23 protein-coding genes are annotated in these 19,981 nt (G+C 66.3%); 12 read left to right on the top strand and 11 right to left on the bottom strand.

Annotated features, from left to right (window positions below):
- Nucleotides 1–103: 103 nt before the first annotated feature.
- Nucleotides 104–850, top strand: coding sequence for a TetR/AcrR family transcriptional regulator (locus ABZ293_RS08165; protein ID WP_355178437.1), 747 nt, complete (start codon nt 104–106; stop codon nt 848–850).
- A gap of 107 nt (nt 851–957) precedes the next feature.
- Here the strand turns inward: ABZ293_RS08165 and ABZ293_RS08160 are convergent, their stop codons facing one another.
- Nucleotides 958–1,152 (bottom strand): hypothetical protein, encoded by a 195-nt coding sequence (locus ABZ293_RS08160; protein ID WP_029903635.1) that lies wholly within the window; start codon nt 1,150–1,152, stop codon nt 958–960.
- A 272-nt stretch (nt 1,153–1,424) separates the two neighbouring features.
- Here ABZ293_RS08160 and ABZ293_RS08155 point away from each other — a divergent pair, with 272 nt between their 5' ends.
- On the top strand, nt 1,425–1,799 hold the full coding sequence (locus ABZ293_RS08155) for a DUF952 domain-containing protein (protein ID WP_354961012.1): 375 nt from the start codon (nt 1,425–1,427) through the stop codon (nt 1,797–1,799).
- A 1-nt stretch (nt 1,800) separates the two neighbouring features.
- Here ABZ293_RS08155 and ABZ293_RS08150 read toward each other — a convergent pair whose 3' ends face one another.
- Together ABZ293_RS08150 and ABZ293_RS08145 are read right to left on the bottom strand one after the other, a co-directional pair.
- Complete coding sequence (locus ABZ293_RS08150; protein WP_355178435.1) at nt 1,801–2,502, bottom strand: response regulator transcription factor; 702 nt, start codon at nt 2,500–2,502, stop codon at nt 1,801–1,803.
- Nucleotides 2,499–3,716 carry a histidine kinase gene (locus ABZ293_RS08145; RefSeq protein ID WP_355178433.1) on the bottom strand — a complete coding sequence of 406 codons (1,218 nt, stop codon included), beginning with the start codon at nt 3,714–3,716 and terminating at the stop codon, nt 2,499–2,501. Before ABZ293_RS08145 ends, ABZ293_RS08150 begins: the two co-directional genes overlap by 4 nt.
- 358 nt (nt 3,717–4,074) lie before the next feature.
- Here ABZ293_RS08145 and ABZ293_RS08140 point away from each other — a divergent pair, with 358 nt between their 5' ends.
- Nucleotides 4,075–4,557 (top strand): cation:proton antiporter regulatory subunit, encoded by a 483-nt coding sequence (locus tag ABZ293_RS08140; RefSeq protein ID WP_355178431.1) that lies wholly within the window; start codon nt 4,075–4,077, stop codon nt 4,555–4,557.
- Between the two features lie 4 nt (nt 4,558–4,561).
- Nucleotides 4,562–5,746 carry a cation:proton antiporter gene (locus ABZ293_RS08135; protein ID WP_355178429.1) on the top strand — a complete coding sequence of 395 codons (1,185 nt, stop codon included), beginning with the start codon at nt 4,562–4,564 and terminating at the stop codon, nt 5,744–5,746.
- On the opposite strand, the gene ABZ293_RS08130 is transcribed toward ABZ293_RS08135, so the two are convergent.
- Nucleotides 5,648–6,595, bottom strand: coding sequence for a rhomboid-like protein (locus tag ABZ293_RS08130; RefSeq protein ID WP_355178427.1), 948 nt, complete (start codon nt 6,593–6,595; stop codon nt 5,648–5,650). The two genes, ABZ293_RS08135 and ABZ293_RS08130, sit on opposite strands and share 99 nt — an antisense overlap.
- 607 nt (nt 6,596–7,202) lie before the next feature.
- Here ABZ293_RS08130 and ABZ293_RS08125 point away from each other — a divergent pair.
- Nucleotides 7,203–7,979 (top strand): MHYT domain-containing protein, encoded by a 777-nt coding sequence (locus tag ABZ293_RS08125; RefSeq protein WP_355178425.1) that lies wholly within the window; start codon nt 7,203–7,205, stop codon nt 7,977–7,979.
- Nucleotides 7,980–8,000: 21 nt separating this feature from the next.
- On the opposite strand, the gene ABZ293_RS08120 is transcribed toward ABZ293_RS08125, so the two are convergent.
- The 3 genes from ABZ293_RS08120 to ppgK all read right to left on the bottom strand — a co-directional run bounded on the left by ABZ293_RS08120 (nt 8,001) and on the right by ppgK (nt 11,741).
- Nucleotides 8,001–8,852: an MHYT domain-containing protein gene (locus ABZ293_RS08120; protein ID WP_355178423.1), complete on the bottom strand. Its 852-nt coding sequence runs from the start codon at nt 8,850–8,852 to the stop codon at nt 8,001–8,003.
- Nucleotides 8,853–9,382: 530 nt separating this feature from the next.
- The gene (locus tag ABZ293_RS08115; protein WP_355178421.1) at nt 9,383–10,753 is read right to left on the bottom strand and encodes an RNA polymerase sigma factor; all 1,371 of its coding nucleotides are present in this window, start codon (nt 10,751–10,753) and stop codon (nt 9,383–9,385) included.
- A gap of 229 nt (nt 10,754–10,982) precedes the next feature.
- On the bottom strand, nt 10,983–11,741 hold the full coding sequence (gene ppgK, locus ABZ293_RS08110) for a polyphosphate--glucose phosphotransferase (RefSeq protein WP_355178419.1): 759 nt from the start codon (nt 11,739–11,741) through the stop codon (nt 10,983–10,985).
- A 178-nt stretch (nt 11,742–11,919) separates the two neighbouring features.
- On the opposite strand from ppgK, the gene ABZ293_RS08105 reads away from it, so the two are divergent.
- Complete coding sequence (locus tag ABZ293_RS08105; protein WP_355178417.1) at nt 11,920–12,825, top strand: inositol monophosphatase family protein; 906 nt, start codon at nt 11,920–11,922, stop codon at nt 12,823–12,825.
- Nucleotides 12,826–12,900: 75 nt separating this feature from the next.
- Here ABZ293_RS08105 and cei read toward each other — a convergent pair whose 3' ends face one another.
- A complete protein-coding gene (gene cei, locus ABZ293_RS08100; RefSeq protein ID WP_354950525.1) occupies nt 12,901–13,581 on the bottom strand; it encodes an envelope integrity protein Cei in 681 nt (226 codons plus the stop codon).
- A 419-nt stretch (nt 13,582–14,000) separates the two neighbouring features.
- Between cei and ABZ293_RS08095 the strand changes: the two genes are divergently transcribed.
- Complete coding sequence (locus ABZ293_RS08095; RefSeq protein WP_354950527.1) at nt 14,001–14,303, top strand: DUF4193 domain-containing protein; 303 nt, start codon at nt 14,001–14,003, stop codon at nt 14,301–14,303.
- A gap of 68 nt (nt 14,304–14,371) precedes the next feature.
- Here ABZ293_RS08095 and ABZ293_RS08090 read toward each other — a convergent pair whose 3' ends face one another.
- Nucleotides 14,372–14,851: a DUF3093 domain-containing protein gene (locus tag ABZ293_RS08090; protein ID WP_354950889.1), complete on the bottom strand. Its 480-nt coding sequence runs from the start codon at nt 14,849–14,851 to the stop codon at nt 14,372–14,374.
- Nucleotides 14,852–14,930: 79 nt separating this feature from the next.
- Here ABZ293_RS08090 and dut point away from each other — a divergent pair, with 79 nt between their 5' ends.
- Together dut and ABZ293_RS08080 are read left to right on the top strand one after the other, a co-directional pair.
- The gene (gene dut / locus ABZ293_RS08085) at nt 14,931–15,428 is read left to right on the top strand and encodes a dUTP diphosphatase (protein WP_355178415.1); all 498 of its coding nucleotides are present in this window, start codon (nt 14,931–14,933) and stop codon (nt 15,426–15,428) included.
- Between the two features lie 5 nt (nt 15,429–15,433).
- Entirely contained in the window at nt 15,434–16,432 is a 999-nt protein-coding gene (locus tag ABZ293_RS08080) for a DUF3710 domain-containing protein (RefSeq protein ID WP_355178413.1), read from the top strand.
- A 74-nt stretch (nt 16,433–16,506) separates the two neighbouring features.
- On the opposite strand, the gene ABZ293_RS08075 is transcribed toward ABZ293_RS08080, so the two are convergent.
- The gene (locus ABZ293_RS08075) at nt 16,507–17,226 is read right to left on the bottom strand and encodes an alpha/beta hydrolase (protein ID WP_355178411.1); all 720 of its coding nucleotides are present in this window, start codon (nt 17,224–17,226) and stop codon (nt 16,507–16,509) included.
- A 130-nt stretch (nt 17,227–17,356) separates the two neighbouring features.
- Between ABZ293_RS08075 and ABZ293_RS08070 the strand changes: the two genes are divergently transcribed.
- The 3 genes from ABZ293_RS08070 to shbA all read left to right on the top strand — a co-directional run bounded on the left by ABZ293_RS08070 (nt 17,357) and on the right by shbA (nt 19,270).
- Nucleotides 17,357–17,734 (top strand): OB-fold nucleic acid binding domain-containing protein, encoded by a 378-nt coding sequence (locus tag ABZ293_RS08070; RefSeq protein WP_355178410.1) that lies wholly within the window; start codon nt 17,357–17,359, stop codon nt 17,732–17,734.
- Between the two features lie 3 nt (nt 17,735–17,737).
- Nucleotides 17,738–18,484 (top strand): DUF3159 domain-containing protein, encoded by a 747-nt coding sequence (locus tag ABZ293_RS08065; protein ID WP_355178408.1) that lies wholly within the window; start codon nt 17,738–17,740, stop codon nt 18,482–18,484.
- A 150-nt stretch (nt 18,485–18,634) separates the two neighbouring features.
- A complete protein-coding gene (gene shbA / locus ABZ293_RS08060) occupies nt 18,635–19,270 on the top strand; it encodes an RNA polymerase sigma factor ShbA (RefSeq protein WP_355178406.1) in 636 nt (211 codons plus the stop codon).
- Between the two features lie 38 nt (nt 19,271–19,308).
- On the opposite strand, the gene ABZ293_RS08055 is transcribed toward shbA, so the two are convergent.
- The gene (locus ABZ293_RS08055; RefSeq protein WP_354950539.1) at nt 19,309–19,980 is read right to left on the bottom strand and encodes a TrkA family potassium uptake protein; all 672 of its coding nucleotides are present in this window, start codon (nt 19,978–19,980) and stop codon (nt 19,309–19,311) included.
- Nucleotide 19,981 lies beyond the last annotated feature (1 nt).

The raw sequence follows: 19,981 nt of genomic DNA, 5'->3' as shown, positions 1-19,981 counted from the left end.
TATGTGGCCTGTGTGCTTGGCAGAGCGGACCCCTAGATCGTCGTATGGTGTACGGAGTATCGTAACAACGTACACCGTACCGGGTTGATTCCGAGAGGGTCACATGACCGATCCCGACCAGGCGAAACAGCTGATGAGTCTGCTGTGGCGGCATACCGTGCCGCCGCGATCCGGCGGGCGCGGGCCGAAGCAGACGGTGAGCGTCGATGCGGTGATCGGTGCCGCCATTGCCCTCGCCGATCGGGACGGGTACGACAAGGTGTCGATTCGCGCCGTCGCCGCCGAACTGGGTCTGCGCCCGATGAGTCTCTACACCTATGTGCCGAGCAAGGAGGCGCTGATCGTCCTGATGGTCGACACGGTCGCCCATGAGGACGCGCCGATCCCGACCGACCTGCCGGTCCGCGATCGCATGGCCGCGATCGCCGAACAGGTGCGTGCGGAGTTGATCGCCCATCCGTGGCTGCTCGAGGTGCCGCCGTGGCGGCTGGTGCTCGGCCCGGGACGGATGTGTCGCTATGAACGGCAGTTGGCCGCGATCGACGGGATCGGGTTATCGGATCTGGCGATGGACCGCGTGATCGCGGTGCTCTCGGAATTCGCGACCGGCAATGCGCGGATGGCGATCGCCGGAATCCGCAGTACCGCGGAGCTGACCGACGCGCAGTGGTGGGAGCAGCACGGTCCACTGCTCACCGAGGTCATGTCGGTGGCGGAGTTCCCGATCGCATCGCGGGTCGGTGCGGCGGTAGGCGAATGCTATCAAGCGCCGTCGGATCCGGAGGGTGCATTCGCCTTCGGACTCGCGAAGCTGCTGGACGGCATCCTCGCCGATCCCACAGTGGCGTGAGCGCTTTCGATAAACGCCGACAGCGGGCGACTTGTAGGTCGCCCGCTGTCGGTTCTATCAGCGATGTTCTGTTGTGCGATGTTGTTGTGTCGGGACGCGAGGACTGGTCAGAGGGCGGGAGCCGATTCCGTGTCGATCACGGCTTCGAGCTCACGCAAGCGATCCATGTGTTCATTCGCGTGGTGCTGGCAGAAGAGCAACTCGCCACCTGCGGGCAGTACGGCACGAACTCGTGCGGCAGCTCCGCAGCGGTCGCAACGATCGACCGCGGTCAGTGGGGTGCTTGTCAGGGTTCCTGGCATGACTCCTCCGTCCTGGCTCCCGGCACTACAGTCCGTTCACCTGGTGTGGGGCCCGTGGTCACTCCGCGGGCTCGCTACCGCTACTTCCCAGCAGTGGTATGACTACTCTGTCAGACGTTCGGGACGGGGGCTTTGTTCCCGGAAGTGATTCTGTGTGTTTTCGATAACACAACCTGGGATTTCGCTACTGGCGAACATCACTGGTCACACATCGAAGGTCCACTCGACCACGATCACGAACACCTATCCAGTTGTCTACCGGGAGATTACCCGTGATCTACGACACTCACACTCTCGTTCACATTTGCACTCTCGCCGACTGGCTGACCGCGCGGCAAACCGGCGAGTACCGCCCGGAGTCGTTCGCGGAGCTCGGTTTCATCCATCTGTCCACGCCACAGCAGGTGCACCTGCCGGCCAACCGCCTGTTCGAGGGGCGGCGCGACATGGTGCTGTTGCGCATCGATCCGGCCCGCGTAGGCGCGCCGGTGAAGTGGGAACCGGGCGTGCCGACCGACCCCGAATCGATGTTGTTCCCGCATCTGTACGGTCCGCTGCCGGTCGGCGCGGTCACCGCCGTGATCGAGTATCAGCCGGGTCCGGACGGCACCTTCGCGGCACTGGACCCGAACTTCCCCGAGTCGTGAACTACCGGTCCCTGGCCTCGCGTGCCACGATGGCGGCCTGAACCCGCGACCGCACACCGAGTTTGGTGAGCACCCGCGACACATGCGTCTTGACCGTTGTCTCGCCGATGAACAACCGCGCGGCGATCTGCGCATTGGACAGGCCTTCGCCGAGACAGTCGAGCACCTCGCGTTCGCGCTCGGTGAGTTCGTCCAGGCCGTCCGGTGCTGGCTCGCTCGGCTGGGCGCCGTTCGAGGCGAACGCGTTGATCACCGCGGCGGTCACCTCCGGCGCGAGTACGCCATCGCCAGCGGCCACCGCGCGCACCGCATCGACAAGTGCTTGTCCGGATGCGGATTTCAGCACGAATCCCGACGCACCCGCGCGCAGTGTGCGGAAGACGTACTCGTCCAGATCGAAGGTGGTCAGGATGAGCACCCTGGCCAGGCCGTCGGCGGTGATGCGGCCAGTGGCGGTGATGCCGTCGACGCCGGGCATGCGGATATCCATCAGCACCACATCCGGACGCAGCGCTTTCGCCTGTGCCACCGCAATATCGCCGTCGGCGGCCTCACCGACCACCTCGATGCCCTCGGCGGTTTCCAGGATGATGCGCAGGCCAGCCCGGATCGCGCCGTGATCGTCGGCGAGCAGCACGCGGATGGGCGCACCCGTCACCCGGCCACCATCGCTCGTCGAATCGCTGTGCGATGCCGCCGTCATGACGCCTCCATCGCCGAGATCGGCAGCCGCGCAAGCACTTCCCAGCCGCCCGTGGCAGGTCCCGCGGTGAAGGTGCCGCCGAGGGCGGCGGCCCGTTCGCGCATATTCATCAGTCCGCGATGGCCCATATCGTGCTCATCCGACCGATTGCGCACCGGTACGGTGGGGTTGCGTATCGCGACTGCCAATGCCGTTCCCTGCACGCGCACGTCGATGTCGACTTCCTGTCCCGGGGCATGTTTCATGGCGTTGGTGAGTGCTTCCTGGACGATTCGATATGCGGCTTGGTCGACCGCGCTCGGCAGCGGTTTCCCGTTGAGCGAATCCCGTACGCGCACGGTGATTCCGGCCGCGCGGGCGGCGTCGACCAGGATGGGGAGCTGGGCCAGTTTGCGCGGTGCGGCCACGTCGTCCTCGCCGCCGTCGTCGCGGCGCAGCAGACCGATCATGGTGCGCATCTCCTGCAGTGCGCTGACACTATTGGACCGGATCGAGGAAATGATCCCGACGATGGCGGGATCGTCGATTCGGCCGTCCGGCACCGGCTGTCGGGCCAGCACACCCAATGCCGCCTCGGACTGGATCGCGATGGCGGACAAATGCCCCGCGATCACATCGTGCAGATCCCGCGCCATCGTCTTGCGTTCATCGGCGATGGCGGCGCGCCGATCCAGTTCGGCGACCAATGTCATTGCTTGTGCGCGTTTACGTTCGGCCTCCGCGATCTCCTTGTGCCCGCGCACCGTCAACGCCCACCACAGCGGCGTCGCGACGAATGCGAACAGGGCCGCGATGGTGATCACCGCGATCCGCCAGTCGCCGAGTATCAGGGCCAGTACGGTCAGCACGGCCGAGACCGCACCGCAGACCACGACCACAAGGCGCGAGCGCGCGGGTGCAGCATACAGCACACCCGCGTAGATCAGATCCGAATAGATGAGCCAGATCGGCACTGTCGGGCCGAGTGCGAAATCGATCGCGAAGGGGACCAGCCCGATACCGAGCGCCAGCACCGGCGTGCGCCGCCGCAGGAAGCTCGCCACGCAGATCAGCGCCAGCACCCCGAATCGCACCGGCAGCGACGGGTGGCGGCTGAGGTCACTGGCCATCTCGAACAGGCCGGTCAGATAGAGTCCGGCACCGAGCGCGAACTCGAAGGCGGCGACCAGCGCGTCCTGCGCGGTCGCCGACAAGGCCTCCCACTGCCGCCGCATCGACCCATCACAGCACACACCGCGGTATCTGCGGGTCAGCCGAAGGAAGGAGACGCGGTCGATCCGATGACCGACATGATCACCACCCGCCCCGGGCGCGGCTGAGTGATCTGTCCGCAGCGTGATCGGTGGGACTGCTGGCGGGGTTACTGCATGGTCGCGCCCGCACTCGCGCTGATCGCCGCGCGGGCGATATGGCACGCCAGGATCGAACCGCTGCTAGAGCGCGTCGATGGGTTCCTGTCCGGGCATGCCGACAGTGCGACGAGGCTGGGCGATGGCAAGCGCGGTGCTGGCTCGCGGCGCGATCGCGGGACTAGTGGGCGGTTAGTCGTTTTTGCCGGTTAGGGTGGAGGATGTGAACGTCGATGTCACCGCCCTACCCGGGATCGGGGTACGCAAAGACTTTCAGCTGCGGTCGGGCCGCCGGATCGGCGTTGTCGATCACCGCGACGGCGGCATTGATCTGATCGTCTCCAAACCCGATGACCCGGACTCCTGCGCCGCCCAGGTACCGCTGACCCCCGACGAGGCGTCGGTGCTCGCGAACCTGCTCGGCTCGCCGCAGTTGGTCGCGAAGCTACGCGAGGACCACCGCGACCTACCCGGGATCACCACCCGCCAACTACCCATCGGCGCGGATTCGCCGTATGAGGGCCGCACCCTCGGTGAGACCGGAATGCGCACGCGCACAAAGGCTTCCATTGTCGCCGTGATGCGCGCGGGGCAGCTGCACCCCTCGCCGGGGCCGGACTTCACCTTTACCGCCGATGACATACTCGTGGTCGTCGGGACACCCGACGGTCTGGACGCGGCCGCGAAGATCTTGACGCACGGGTGAGAGCGTGAACGAAACCGCGCTCGCCCTCATCGAGCTCGGGGCGGTGTTATTCGCCCTCGGCATGCTCGGAAGAGTGGCGGCCCGCTTCGGCATGTCCCCGATTCCGCTATACCTGCTCGGCGGACTGGCCTTCGGCCAGGGCGGATTCATCGAACTCGGCGCCGCGAACGAATTCGGCCATATCGCAGGCGAAATCGGCGTAGTGCTGCTGTTGTTGCTGCTCGGACTGGAATACACCGCGGCCGAACTGGTGACCGGACTGCGCCGCTCATGGGCCGCGGGTCTGGTCGATATCGTCGCCAACGCGACGCCCGGCGCGGTGGTCGCACTGATACTCGGCTGGGGGATGACCGGAGCGATCACGCTGGCCGGAGTCACCTACATCTCGTCCTCGGGCATCGTCGCCAAGGTGCTCAATGATCTCGGGCGCCTCGGCAACCGGGAAACACCGGTGATCCTGTCGATTCTGGTCTTCGAGGATCTGGCGATGGCGATGTATCTGCCGATCCTCACCGCGATCCTGGCGGGCACGAGTTTCCTGAGCGGACTGACCGTACTCGGACTCGCCTTGGCCACTGTCACCGTCGTGCTCGTGGTGGCATTGCGCTACGGCCGCTACGTCTCGGCGATCGTGGACAGTGCCGACCGCGAGGTCTTCCTGTTGAAGCTGCTCGGTGCCGCGCTGCTGGTCGCCGGGCTGGCCTCGGCGCTGAACGTCTCGGCGGCGGTGGGCGCGTTCCTGCTCGGCATCGCGATCTCCGGCTCGACCGCACACGAGGCGACGAAGCTGCTGGAACCGATCCGGGATCTGTTCGCTGCCATTTTCTTCGTGGCCTTCGGACTCAGCACCGACCCGAGTGCGATTCCGCCGGTGCTGGGCTGGGCCATCCTGCTCGCGGTGGTCACCATGGTGACCAAGGTGGCGACCGGCTGGTGGGCGGCGAGTCGACAGGGCATCCGCCGGATGGGCCGGGCGCGAGCGGGTGCCGCACTGGTCGCGCGCGGTGAATTCTCCATCGTCATCGCGGGTTTGGCGGTGGGGATGGGCGCGGTCGCCGGTGAACTCGCCGGACTCGCCTCGGCCTATGTGCTACTGATGGCGGTGCTCGGCCCGATCGCGGCCCGCGTTGTCGAACCGGTCATCGGCCTGGTGCAGCGCCGCCTCAGCCCGGCCGCCAGTACTGGATAGGGGCTGGGCCGCAACGGACGTAGCCCCGGCGCTGGTCACATTGTCGGCCGATGTCGGAAGCGGATGCGTCGCGGTCGCCGGCCGCTGTTTCGCCGCGGCGGAACTGGCGTCGCGTGCGGCGCGCATGCGTTCGACGCGACGCCAGAAGGTCGAGGCGACAAGTCCGACGGCCAAACCGATCAGGGCCGCGCACATATGTCCGTAGTCGGTGAAGGTCGGACCGATCAATAGCGCCGAGCCGAGGACGATGATGATGACCGCCGCCCACACCACGCGGACCGCACCGCGGAAGTGGAAGGCCATGGCGGCCAAAACTGCCGTGAACCCGTAACTGGTGCCGACATCCGCGGCGTACTGCACGCGCACCGGGATGATGTGGCGGTCGATGGCGTGGTCGATCGCGGTGACGGTGAGCAGCGTCGCGCCGATGTGCCCAGTGGCGAACAGCAGAATCCAGCGACTGGTGCCGAGCCAGCGTTCGGCGAAGCCCATGACCACCAAGATCTCCGCGATGGTGATCCAGGGAAACTGGCCCTGGGTCCAGAACGCCGAGGCCACCAGCACCTGAATCGGGTTGTGCTGCATGTTGTAGAGGTTGGTCGAGGCCGAGAAGATCAGCCTGCGCTCCACCGAATCGCCGACTCCGCGCAGCGTCCACCAGGTGACGAACAAGGTGAACGCATACGCGGTGCTGGCCGGTGCGCCCGCTAGGTGCTGGCGCAGTTCGGGCAGCAGTCGGCGCGCCAGCCCGGGGCGACGCACCCACGACCAGACCGCGCGGAGTTCATCGCGCAGGTCGACGGTTCGCGTCCATGGCGAGTGGATCCGGTGCAAAGTGGGGGCAACCACAATGCTCAAGTCTGCCGGGCGCGGGGCCGTCATGTCCGCCGACCCGCCAAGTCTGTGTTCTGACTCACCTGACCTGGTCGGTCGGACCCGGTGTTGATGCACCCCCGGGCGTCAGCGGCGCCAAAGAATTGGTCGTCCGACCAAATGGTTGGTGGATAGCCGCGCGCAGCAAATGCGACGATTCGTCGGTCGGAAACTCAGCGGGGGTCGAGTTCGATTGGCGAGTGCATCCCATCGCGCTCGGTGGCGCTGGGCCGCAACGGGGACTCGGGACGCGTATCCGAAATCGTGGTACCGATCTTGTAAAAGTGCGAACGCCGGCTGTCGAATATCGGATCCGTGAGATCCGTTGTGCCCCAGCGATATCGGTGCTGATCGATTGCCAGGTGGTGTGGTCGGCAGGATCCGGCGGCATGGGACCGGTTGATATGGACGGGTGACGAGCAGTTGTCATCGGATCGGCCGCGCGATCCCGCTGGTTGGATTCATCCCACGACAAATTTAGCGGACGGTAGTACTGTAAATCGCCTACCTGCTAGTTCTGCACAAGTGGGCGGGTTCGCGCTGTCGCGGTGATGGCCGAAGTCCGTCCATCGAGGGAGGTCGCGTGCTGCAAATCGACCACTTCAGCCATGGGTGGCTAACGCCCGTGATCGCCTATCTGATGTCATTCACCGGATCATTGCTGGGGCTGCGCTGTGTGGTGCGCGCGCGAGCCGGCAACGGCCACGCCGGATGGCTTGTTGCCGCGGCCGTTGCGATCGGCGGCACCGGTATCTGGGTCATGCATTTCATTGCCATGCTGGGCTTTTCGATCCACGGCGCGTCGATCCGCTACGACGTGCCGATCACCCTGCTCAGCGCGGTAATCGCGATCGTGGTGGTGTGGATCGGGCTATGGGTCGCACAGCGGCCGGGATTGGAGCCGCTGGCCCTCTACATCGGTGGTGCGATCACCGGTATCGGCGTCGGCGCCATGCACTACTCCGGTATGTATGCGATGAAATCGGATGCGGTGATCGAATACGACGGGCGGATCGTGAGCCTATCGATGGTGATCGCGGTGATCGCCGCGACTGCGGCGCTATGGTTCGCGCTGCATGTGCGCGGCACCATCGCCACCATCGGGGCGGCACTGGTGATGGGTGTCGCGGTCTGCGGCATGCACTACACGGGCATGTTCGCGATGCATGTCCAGAACGGCCAGCACCTGCATCCACCCGCCGGTGCGGGCGCGGCCCAGCTGCTGACTCCGCTGACGGTCGGCGTCGGGATGGTGACCATGATGCTGCTGTTGCACATCGGCATCACCGATGTGGACGATCCGGCCTACGACGGGGCCGGCGGAGCGCGTCCGGCGCGATACTGGCCGACCCGGGACTGAGCGTCTATCGCCGGGCACGGCTCAGTGGTGCGGCGCCTCGGTCCGCGTCGGCCAGTACGCGGTCGCGGGCGGCAGGATTTCCGGCTCGACCGGCGGTAGCGGCGGCAGCTGATCCGGCCTGGAACGCGGTGCGAGACGCAGTGGCGGCAGTTCGATATTGCGCTCGATCTCGGTCAGGCTGACGCTGATGAGCAGCAGCATGGTCACCACACTGATCGTGACGATCAGCGGCCCGATCAGCTGCATGGCTTCCGTGCCCTCGGGGCTACCGCCGTGCCCGGCGTGCGCGTGCATCGCCGACATCCCCGTGTAGTGCATGCCGGTGACGGCAATGCCCATGATCAATGCGGCGCCGACGGTGGAGAGAAATCCCTTGACGCGCAATGTGAACCAGAACGCCACGATCGACGCGACCACGGCGATCACCATCGACAGTGCCACCCGCTGCGCGTCGTAGGTGATCATCGCATTCGACTTCATCGCGTACATGCCCGCGTAATGCATGGCCCCGACGCCGATCCCGGTCACCGTACCTCCGGTCAGCAGCCCGAGCAGTGTCGGCTCGGGCTTGATCACGATGAACAGACCGATCCCGACCACCGCGATCGCGGTGATCGCACTGAGCAGGGTCAGCGGAATGTCGTATCGAATCTCGGTGCCCCGGATCGAAAACCCCAGCATCGCAATGAAATGCATGACCCAGATGCCGGTACCGCCGATCGCGATGGCCGCGCCGAGCAGCCAGCCGACCCGGTCCTTGCCGGTACGGGCGCGGGCTGCGCACTGCAGTCCGAGCAGGCATCCGGTCACCGACATGGTGTAGGCCAGAAGCGGGGTCAGTAGACCGTAACTGAAATGGTAGATATCGAGCACGCAACGCCCCCACTGCCGAATGTGGAATATTCGGCGATCGAAACAACGGCGGGTCAGACGATACGACAGCTGACGGCCGTTTGGGTGTCGAAATCCGTTTCGCCAGAAGTGCTTTCGGTCACTTTCTGGTTTGATTGAAACATGAATTGGTTAGCCGGCCGGACGCTATTGCGATTGCCGCCACGTGGCTGGCCGATTGCTCAGAAGTATGCCGAAAAGTGCTGTCGCAGAACCAGTTCGAACTAATGCCGTCGAAATTGTCAACGAGCACACTTGGATTCGCAGATAGCGGGGCCGCAGGCGAAGAGAGTGCGGACAGAGTTGCCGCGCCCACACTGGTAGTGGCCGCTGACTATCAGGACCGCTCAGTGTGGGCCCTCGAGTCCGACCGAAGTAGCACCGACAGGCGGCGGATGATCGGCAGGATGCCGAATTCTGTTGCGACCATTTGGGATCGGTAGCGCATTGCGGGTCCGGATACGAGATCGGGCCGCCGAGCAGAAGCTCGGCGGCCCGATTCGGGTTGCTTTCTAGTCGAGATAGTCGCGCAGCACCTGGGAGCGGCTCGGATGGCGCAGCTTGCTCATGGTCTTCGACTCGATCTGCCGGATGCGCTCACGGGTGACCCCGTACACCTGGCCGATCTCGTCGAGGGTGCGCGGCTGGCCGTCGGTCAGGCCGAAGCGCAGCCGGACCACGCCCGCCTCGCGCTCGGACAGCGTCTCCAGCACCGACTGCAGCTGGTCCTGCAGCAGCGTGAAGCTCACCGCGTCCACCGCGACAACGGCCTCGGAGTCCTCGATGAAGTCGCCGAGCTGGCTGTCGCCCTCATCGCCGATGGTCTGATCGAGCGAAATCGGCTCACGCGCGTACTGCTGGATCTCGAGGACCTTCTCCGGCGTGATGTCCATTTCCTTGGCCAACTCCTCCGGGGTCGGCTCGCGGCCGAGGTCCTGGAGCAGCTCGCGCTGGATGCGGCCGAGCTTGTTGATGACCTCGACCATATGCACCGGGATGCGGATGGTGCGGGCCTGGTCGGCCATGGCGCGGGTGATGGCCTGCCGGATCCACCAGGTGGCGTACGTGGAGAACTTGTAGCCCTTGGTGTAGTCGAACTTCTCGACCGCGCGGATCAGACCGAGGTTGCCCTCCTGGATCAGATCCAGGAACGCCATGCCGCGGCCGGTGTAGCGCTTGGCCAGCGAGACCACCAGGCGCAGGTTGGCTTCGAGCAGATGGTTCTTGGCGCGGTTGCCGTCGCGCACGATCCAGGTGTAGTCGCGCCGCATCGCGACCGGCAGCTTCTCACCCTGTTCGGCGAATTCGCGCACCTTCTCCGCCGCGTAGAGCCCGGCCTCGATCCGCTTGGCGAGTTCGACCTCCTCTTCGGCGTTGAGCAGCGCGACCTTGCCGATCTGCTTGAGGTAGGCACGCACCGAGTCGGCCGATGCGGTGAGCTCGGCGTCCTTGCGGGCCTGGCGCAGCGCCTCGGATTCCTCCTCGTCCCAGACGAAGTCGCCGGAGGCCTTGTCCGCGGCGGTCGGCTCGTCGGTCTCGCCCTCTTCGACTTCCTCGGCGGCTTCCTCGACCAGATCCTCGGCGTCGTCGGTGAGGTCGTCCTCGGACACCTCGAGATCGCCGAGATCCTCCAGGTCCAGATCCTCGGCCTCGAGGTTCTCGTCGCCGCCCGGCTCGCCGTCGGGTCCGGCCTTCTTCGGTGCCGCCTTCTTGGCGGGGCCCTTCGTCGCCTTCGCGGCGGCCTTCTTGGCCGGAGCCTTCTTGGCGGCGGCCTTCTTGGCCGGAGCCTTCTTAGCGGCAGCCTTGCGGACCGGCCGTGCTTCGGTTACATCTGCGGAGTCGGCATCGGCCGATTCGGCGGTCTGACGGGTCGTGGCTACCACGTACGCCCTTTCGTGACGGTCTCGTGCGGCGTCACGCCAGAGTGGTGTTCCGGCGGAGCGGTCTGTCGGGTTTCACCGGCTGAGCGCCGGGTCTGGGGTTTCCGGCTCGCGGCCGGAGTACGTTCCATTGTAACGATCGAACCAGGGTACCTACGGCACGATCCCAGCAACGGCTAATGCCGTACTGTCCGCGCGCCTCCCGGATCCGCCGATCTTGGTAACGGTTCGCTCACGGCGCGATGCCCGCGTCGATGGCCATCGCTGCGCCGACGATGCCCGCGGTGTTCTCCAGATGGGCGGGGATCACCTGGGTTCGGTTGGTGAGCAACGGGATCCACTGCTCGGCGTCCCGGCTGATGCCGCCACCGGCGACGAAGACCTTCGGCCAGAAAAGTTTCTCCAGTCCGCTCAGCACAATGCTGACTTCGGCGGCCCACTGGGCAAAGCTCAGGCCATCGCGGTCCTTGACCGAGGCCGCGGCGCGGTGTTCGGACTCCATGCCGCCGATCTCGAGATGGCCGAGCTCGGAATTGGGCACCAGCGTGCCCTGGAACAACAGCGCCGAGCCGATGCCGGTGCCGAAGGTCAGCAGCACCACCAGGCCGTCGAATTCCTTTGCCGCGCCATAGCGGTCCTCGGCGAGTCCGGCCGCGTCCGCGTCGTTGAGCACGGTGACCGCGCGGCCGCCCAGCGCTTCGGAGAACAGGGTGCGCGCGTCGGTGCCGATCCACGCCTTGTCGATATTGGCGGCGGTTTGCGCGACACCTTCGAGTACGACCGAGGGCAGCGTGATGCCGACCGGACCTTCCCACCCGGCCTGGGCGACCAGTTCGGTGACCGCGTCGGTGACCGCCTGCGGTGTCGAGGGCTGCGGTGTCGCGATCTTGATCCGCTTGTGGACCAGCTCACCGGTGGTCAGATCCACCGCGGCGCCTTTGACCCCGCTGCCACCGATATCGATACCGAATGCGTGCCCCCGAGCGGACATGACGTTCCCTCGCTCCCTGTACTGGCCGATGTGTTGATCGCGCCGCCGTACAGGGGCCCAGCCGCTGGTCCGAGTGCATGCGGTGGGTGTGCCCGACGACGGCGTTGTGTCGTGCACGACAAGAGTAATGGGCGTTACATGATTCCCGTTCAGCGAGGATCTGTGATGGCATGGGGTCATGTCGGAGACCAGAGTGTCAGTTACCGCCCAACCCACTGCCGCGGGTGCCGCGGATGTGTCCGAGTTGCGCCGGATCGCGGTCCGACTCGCCGAAACCGCCGCGGCGCATGTGCGTTCGCGCCGCCCGGAGGTGTTCGGCCCGGACGGTGCAAGCGACGGGGCCGTGCGGACCAAGGGGCACCCCACCGATCCGGTGACGATCGTGGACACCGAGACCGAGGACCTGATCCGGCGACTGCTGGATGAGGCACGCCCCGGTGACCCGATTCTCGGCGAGGAGGGCGGCGGGAGTCTGGCCGATTCCGACGCGGACACCGTGCACTGGGTGGTCGACCCGATCGATGGCACCGTGAACTTCCTGTACGGCATTCCCGGCTACGCGATCTCAGTGGCCGCGGTGCGTGCCGGACAACCCGTCGCGGGTGCGGTGGTGGATGTCGCGCGCGCGGCGACCTACAGCGCCGCGTCGGGTCTCGGTGCGACCCGGGTGGCCGCCGACGGTACGGTCGACCATCTTCGGTGCGCGCCGGTGCGCTCGGCGGCGTTGGCACTGGTGTCTACCGGATTCGCCTACGGCACACAGCGCAGGGCCCGTCAGGCCGCGCTGGTCGCCGAGATCCTGCCGAATATCCGCGATATCCGTCGCTTCGGCGCGGCCGCCCTCGACCTGTGCTTCGTCGCCGAGGGCCGGGTCGACGCGTACTACGAACACGGACTCAACGCGTGGGATTGGGCCGCGGGTGCGCTGATCGCCGCGGAGTCGGGTGCGGTGCTGCGGCTGCCCGCGGCCACCAGCCCCGGCTCGGCGGGTGAGCTGGTGGTCGCCGCCGCGCCTGGCATCGCGGACGAATTGATCGAGCTGCTCGACCGGGTCGGCGCGACCATCGCCATCCCCGACGCCTGATCCGCGGCCGAAATACAGATCGCCCCGGTGGCCGAAGCGACACCGGGGCGACGGGGGAGGTGGGTCTCGTCCGACTCAGCAGCGGGCCGTGCGCGCCGCGGAGAGCAGTTTGGGATCGATGGACGTGGATGCGCCCGGCGCCGGATACTTCAGCGATTTCAGGACTTCCTCGGCATCCGGACTGGGCCGCAGCGACTCGCCGAATACTGAACCCAGCACCAAGTCGACCGTGTCGTCGGTGCGCTGATCCTCGATCAACTCCGCGCACGGCGCGACCAACTGAACCGATGCGGCGGCCGGTCGGCCGTTCACGCCGAAGCGGATCTGGCCGGTGCAATTGAGGTCACCGTTGACATATACCGAATCGTTACCGAACTGCTGTCCCGGCGGGCTCGCGAAGCCGAGATCACCGAGCGCGGAGGCGATGTGGGAGGCCTGACCGCTCTTGTTGTTCGCGTTGAGCACCCGGACCTTGGACGAGGCGAGCGCCGCCGGTTCGACGTCGGTCAGTCGGGACTGGCCGACCCGCTGCCCCAGCGGAGCGGGTTGCGGGGACTTGGCGTCGGTGGCCGGGCTCGGTGAGTTGCATGCCATCGCGGCTCCGCTGCTGTCCTCGGTCGTCAGGGCCTTGACCCACACCACCGTGCAGATCAGGAGTAGGACGCCGATCAAGATCAACCATGGCTGGTTGCGTCGCCGGAGGAAGGGTTGACCCTGTCGATCCGTTGCGCTGCCTTCGGTGATGAGTGAAACCACCGCCATACTCTACGAAAATGTCGCGGCCACTGGGCGACGGCGGGCCGTGCGGAGCCTGGCCGGGGTGGGTGAATGCGGTGCGCAAGGTCTCGGCGAGTTCGAGGGTTGGTGTCGATTACCCCTCAGTTTCGAATCGTCTGTGTTTTGATTGCGACTTTTGCCGTGTCGTCCGCTATTGTCTGGCGGCCCAGATCGAATCATCCGACGAGAAATCGGTGGTCGGTCGCGGGAACAAGCAGGGCATGTCCTGCGTTTACCGAGCGCTATCAAAGGTGGGTTCGCGTGATCCGCCCTGATAGGGGACCGGTGTACGTGTGACGTGCACCACCGGCGGGGCGGTGCTGGTCATTCCGATTCCGAGTGGATCGAATGAGCGGCCCGGTCCGGGATACACGGAGTAAGGACGAGGGGAAGACGACATGGCAACCGACTATGACGCACCGAGGCGCACAGAATCCGACGAGGTGTCGGAGGATTCGCTGGAGGAGCTGAAGGCTCGTCGCAACGAGGCACAGTCCGCCGTCGTGGATATCGACGAATCCGATACCGCGGAGTCGTTCGAGCTTCCCGGCGCGGACCTGTCCGAGGAAGTGCTGACGGTTCGGGTCATCCCGAAGCAGGCGGACGAGTTCACCTGTTCCAGCTGTTTCCTGGTCCATCACCGGAGCAGGCTGGCCAGCGAGAGTGGCGGCCAGATGATCTGCATGGACTGCGCAGCCTGATCCCGGCGCGAGATCTGATCTCCAGCCCGAGATCAATACACAGAGTCCGCGCTCGGCACGCCCGGCTTTCAGCCAGGTATGCCAAGCGCGGCCAGGACCCGGTCGGGCCGTCGCGTACTGACCAGCCAGTACGGTGTCGGATCGTCCGGGTCATCCAGTACCAGCAACACCATCGGCCCCACCCATGGCCGATGTTGAACATAAGCGGCCGGGTCGAGCTGGCGGCCCAGCGCCGCACTCTTGGCGGTGGGAGCCACGGTGGCCGCCTTGGCCACGAAGTTCACCGGCAGATGCGCCCGATCGGCGCGAAGTTCGCGGACGCCGGAGGCATCCTGGGCCACCTCGACCCGATGGCGGCTCAGCCACACCAGTACCCACACCGGCACCGGGAACAACAGTGCGTAGGGCAGCCATGCGCGTAGACCCGGTGCGCCCATATGGATTTCGGCGGCCAACAAGGCGGTGATCGCGAACGCGACCGGCCACCACCACAGTGGTACCCACAGGCGCTCGCGGTAGGGCTCGAAGCCGGTCTGTTGTTCGTCCATAGTCACTGGGTTGGGCTGGTCCGACACGACTCAACACTAATTCACTGAGGTCGAGGGCGTACGCGTAGGCTCGGTCAACGTGAGCGCACTTTCACCTATACCCTTGCTGCGGCTTGATCCCGGCATTCCCATGCCCACGCGTGCCCACGACGGAGACGCGGGCGTGGACCTGTGCACCACAGAGGACGTCATCATCGAGCCGGGGGAGCGGGCATTGGTCGGCACCGGTGTCGCCGTCGCGCTGCCGGTCGGCACGGTCGGCCTGATCCATCCGCGTTCCGGTCTGGCCGCGAAAACCGGTCTGTCCGTGGTGAATACCCCCGGCACGGTGGATGCGGGGTATCGGGGTGAAATCAAGGTGTGCCTGATCAACCATGATCCGCGCACCCCGATCGAGCTGCGCCGGGGCGATCGGATCGCGCAGTTGCTGGTTCAGCGGGTCGAGCTGGTCGATTTCGTGGAGGTCGACGGACTCGACGACACCACGCGGGGTGCGGGCGGTTACGGGTCGAGCGGTGGCCACGCGAGTCTGGCCGCGGCGGCCGACGGCGCGGGCGCCCTCGGCAAGGAGGCATGACGGGAATGTTCGGAAAGAGACGCAAGTCCGGCGGACGTGAACAGTTCGCCGACGATCAGTACGACGACGAATATCCGGGTGACTACCCGGGGGATTACGACGCCGAATACGCCGGCTACGGACACGCGGGCTACGACGATGATGCGATCACCGACGAGAACCCGATCATCGATCCGATCACCGATGAGAATCCGGTCGTCCCAGCCGAATACGCCGTCGCGAACTACGACGACGAGCCCGGCTATGACGAATCCGACGACGACGAGTACGACGAATCCGAGTACGACACCGCCGACGCGGATATGCCCAAGTCCGGCCCGTACGACTACAGCGAAGTCGCCGAACTGCTGGAGGATGTGGCCGATCAGCGCCTGGATCTCGGTTCGGTGATACTGCCGGTCCCGCCGGGTGGTCAGCTACAGGTCGAGATGACCCCGGACGGCACCCCACAGGCGGTGCACCTGGCGACCGAACACGGCCGGATCACTGTCGCGGCGTATGCCGCACCCAAGTCGGCGGGCCAATGGCGTTCGGTGGCAGCCGATCTCGCCGAATCCCTACGCAAGGACGGCGCCCGGGTCGCGGTGGAGACCGGACCGTGGGGCCGGGAACTGCTCGCCATCACAGAAGGTGCGGATCTGCGCTTCATCGGGGTGGACGGGCCGCGGTGGATGGTGCGTCTGGTGGCGGCGGGTCCGCAGGGCGCCGCAGATGACGGTGGACCACTGGTGCGGGCCGCACGAGCCATCTTGAGCGAGACCGTGATCCGACGCGGCGACGAACCGATGCCGGTGCGCGAGCCGCTGGCCGTTGTGCTGCCGCCGGAGCTGGCCGAGCAGTTGGCCGCCGCGCATCAGGCGCAGGTGGAGGCCCAACAGCAGGCAATCGCCGCACAGCAGGCTGTCGCCCAGGCCGGGCCGCAGGCGGTGATCCCGCCGCGCATGCCGAATGAACCCCGGCGCGGCGCGGACGGTTCCGCCATGCAGCAGCTCGGGCTGAATTAGCCTACGCCCGAACGCAATTCGTCGCCCCAGCCGAACGCTGGGGCTTCGTGCCTTCGCATGAGCACCCGGGGTCGTCAAGCGAATGCGGCGATCCCGCTGTGTCCGAGAATCGCGGGGTCCGCGCCGAGCTCGTCGAGGGTGATCCGGATCAGTTCGGAGCGTGGGATCAGCTCGGCCCATTCCTCGGCGACCGCCAGCGGGTGCACCGGATCGTCGATCGCCGTGACGACCGCGACCGGCACCTCGATGGTGCCGAGCCGTTCGGTGCCGGGCCACTTGTAGTCCGCCGCCTCCTGCAAGGCGTCGGGCAGCAGCGGCCATTGCGAGCGCCAGGATTGGGTGAGCGCGTCGGCGAGCCAGCGCGGGCTGCTCGCGCGCATCCGTTCGACGACCGAGTCGAGACCGTCCACGCGCAGCTGGGCGGCGGTGGCCGCGGCGCTCAGCGTAGCCGGGCAGGCCGCGGTATCCGGTCCGGTCCAGCCCGGTAGCGCCGCCACTACGCCGATTGCTGCGCCGGGGTGCTCACCAGCCCACTCCAGCGCGATCGCCGCCCCCAGGGAGATTCCAGCGGCCAGTACGGGACCGCGCAGGGCGGCCGCGTCGAGCGCGGCCCGGTAACTGGCAACCACCGCGCACGGATCGGGTTCAACGGCGATGCATTCGATTCCGCGTGCCGCACAGGCGGGTCCGAAGGCGCGGCGTGCGAAGTCGGCATCCGATCCGGTGCCCGGCAACGCCACGGCGATCGGGGCGCGGCCGCGGTGATCCGGCGCGAAATGTGGGGAGTCGAACACCGGTCCGAGCGTAGCGGGGGAAGGGTTGCCCATCTACAGTGGCGGGTATACGGCCTACAGCCGGTCGTTACCGGAACAACCACGATGGCGTGTAAACCACGTCGTCTTGCTCCACGCAGGAGAGCACCACATGTCATCCGCCGCCTCAGGTTATTTTCGCCGTCTGGGCCGCAGGCTGACCGAGGACATCGATCAGTTGGACGCCGAGGAACTCGCCGAATCGGCCGACGCGTCGGGTGCGTGCCGGGCCTCGGAATGCCGTCGCGGTGAAGAGGCCACGATGCTCGGACGACTACGCAGTGTCGAAGCGTGTCCGAAGTCCGTCGGCGCCAGTGTTCAGGCAGAATTCTTCGACGGCACCGATGCCATCAGCCTGGTGTGGATCGGTCGTCGGCGCATCCCGGGTATCGAACCGGGCCGTAAGATTCTCGTACGCGGTCGGGTCGGTGACCGTGATGGCCGTAAGGTGATCTACAACCCCTACTACGAATTGCGTGAGAACAGCTGACGTATGCCATCGAGCAACGAGAACGCCGCCGAGATCCGTGCCGCAGGCCAGACCGGAGGGCGTAAGTCGATCGACCCGTCCGAGGCGGTCGATCGCCCCGTCGACGCCGAAACCGATGCCGAGATCGAAGAGGCCGAACAGACCCTGCTCGAGCAGTTGGGTGGTTTCAGCGGGCTGATCTATTCGACCCTGCCGGTGCTCGTCTTCGTGCCCGTCAATACCTTTGCCGGGCTCACCGCGGCAATCTGGTCGGCGCTCGGCGTTGCCGCCGCGATTCTGGTGTGGCGTCTGATTCGGCGCAGTCCGATCCAGCCCGCGATTTCCGGCTTCCTCGGGGTCGGCATCTGTGCGTTCATCGCCTACCGGATGGGCGAGGCGAAGGGCTTCTTCCTGTTCGGCATCTACACCAGCCTGGTGTATGCGGCGGTGTTCCTGGTGTCGATGTTGGTGCGCTGGCCGCTGGTCGGCGTGATCTGGGGCGTGCTCAACGGCCACGGCTCCGAATGGCGGTCCGATCGGCGCATTGTCCGCCTCTACGACCTCGCGACCAGCACCTGGGTGTTCGTATTCGGCGCGCGCTACCTGGTGCAGTCGCAGCTCTATGACACCGATCGCACCGGCTGGCTCGCCTTCGCACGCATCGCGATGGGCTGGCCGCTGACCGCGGTCGCGCTGGCCGTCACCGTGTGGGCGGTGCGACGTGCCGGACACCTGCCGGTCCACCGCGGAACCTCGGCCGAATCGGCCTAGAAACGCTCGCCCCGACGTCGTCGGGGGTGTTAACAAATCGCCGCCGGAGGTGGGGGAGTACCCACCCTGGGGTGCCTGGTTGGGCGACCGAGTTCATCAGACGATCAGTGCAAGCAAAAACAGCACGATCGGCGAGGAAGGACTCGGAAGTTGGCTACCGAGCACAACATTGCGGCACTGTCCAAGAAGCAAGCCCACCACAACCCGGCGCTGTCGGAGAGCCGTCGGATATCGGCCGAACTCGATACGTTGATCGGCCCGGCGGCCGCCGGCGACCGCGCGGCCGTCGCCGAGATCATCCGGCTGGTGCATCCGCTGGTGCGCCGGTATTGCGGTGCGCGCCTGGGCAATACCGCGCATCTGCACGTTACGGCCGACGATGTGGTGCAGGAGATCCTGCTGGCCACCGTCAACGCCGTTCCACGCTACCGGGATCAGGGCAAGTCGTTCCTGGCCTTCGTCTACGGGATCGCGGCCAATAAGGTGGCAGACGCGTTCCGGCGCGCACAGCTGCATCCGATGTATCCGGTCGATGAGGTGCCGGATATGGCATCGACCGCGGCCGGCCCGGAGGAGTGGGCGATCGCGTCCGAACGTAGCGCCGCCACCAGGGAATTGATGAAGATCCTCGCGCCAGCGCATCGTGAGGTGCTGGTGATGCGGATCGTGCTCGGCTGGACCGCGGCACAGACCGCAGAGGCCATCGGCACCAGTCCGGGTGTGGTTCGGGTGATGCAGCATCGCGCGCTGAACAAGCTGCGGGCCGAGCTGCAGGCCGCGGCTTGAGGCAGCCGGCGCTGACCCGGATCAGCCTTGTCGGGGAGTCAGGGTTTGATGCCGTGCGTGGCCAGCGCCACCCGCAGGTCTTCCTCGGCCTCCACTGATGTCACGAACAACAGTTCGTCGTCGCCCTCGAAGGGGTCGTCGGGCTGCGGCACGATCACCCGGCCGCCGCGCAGAATCGTCACCAGGGCGGCGTCGCGCGGCAGGGTGAGCGTGCGGACCGGCTTGCCCGCCAGGGCGGTATCGCTGGGCAGGGTGATCTCGACCAGATTCGCCTGACCCTGTCGCAGTGTCATCAGTCGCACCAGATCACCGACCGAAACCGCTTCCTCGACCAGCGAGGCGAGTAGCCGCGGTGTCGACACCGCGACATCGACGCCCCAGGCCGCGTCGAAGAGCCATTCATTGCGCGGATCGTTGACCCTGGCCACCACCCGTCGCACCCCGAATTCGGTCTTGGCCAGCAGGCTGTGCACCAGATTCACCTTGTCGTCACCGGTGGCGGCGATGACGACCTCGTAGGTCTCCAATTCGGCATCCTCGAGCAGCGCGAGCTCGCACGCGTCGGCATGCACCCAGACGGCATCCGGGATGGCGGCGGGGTCGATATGGTCGAGCTGACGCTCGAGCAGCATCACCCGATGGCCGCCGCGCAATAGCTCCCTGGCTATCGAGCGGCCTACGGCACCGGCTCCGGCGATGGCCACTTTCATG

This window comes from Nocardia sp. NPDC005998 (assembly GCF_040614395.1).
Taxonomy (GTDB): Bacteria; Actinomycetota; Actinomycetes; order Mycobacteriales; family Mycobacteriaceae; genus Nocardia.
Note: the sequence above shows the minus strand (reverse complement) of the source record. Positions and strands in the feature narration are given on the sequence as shown.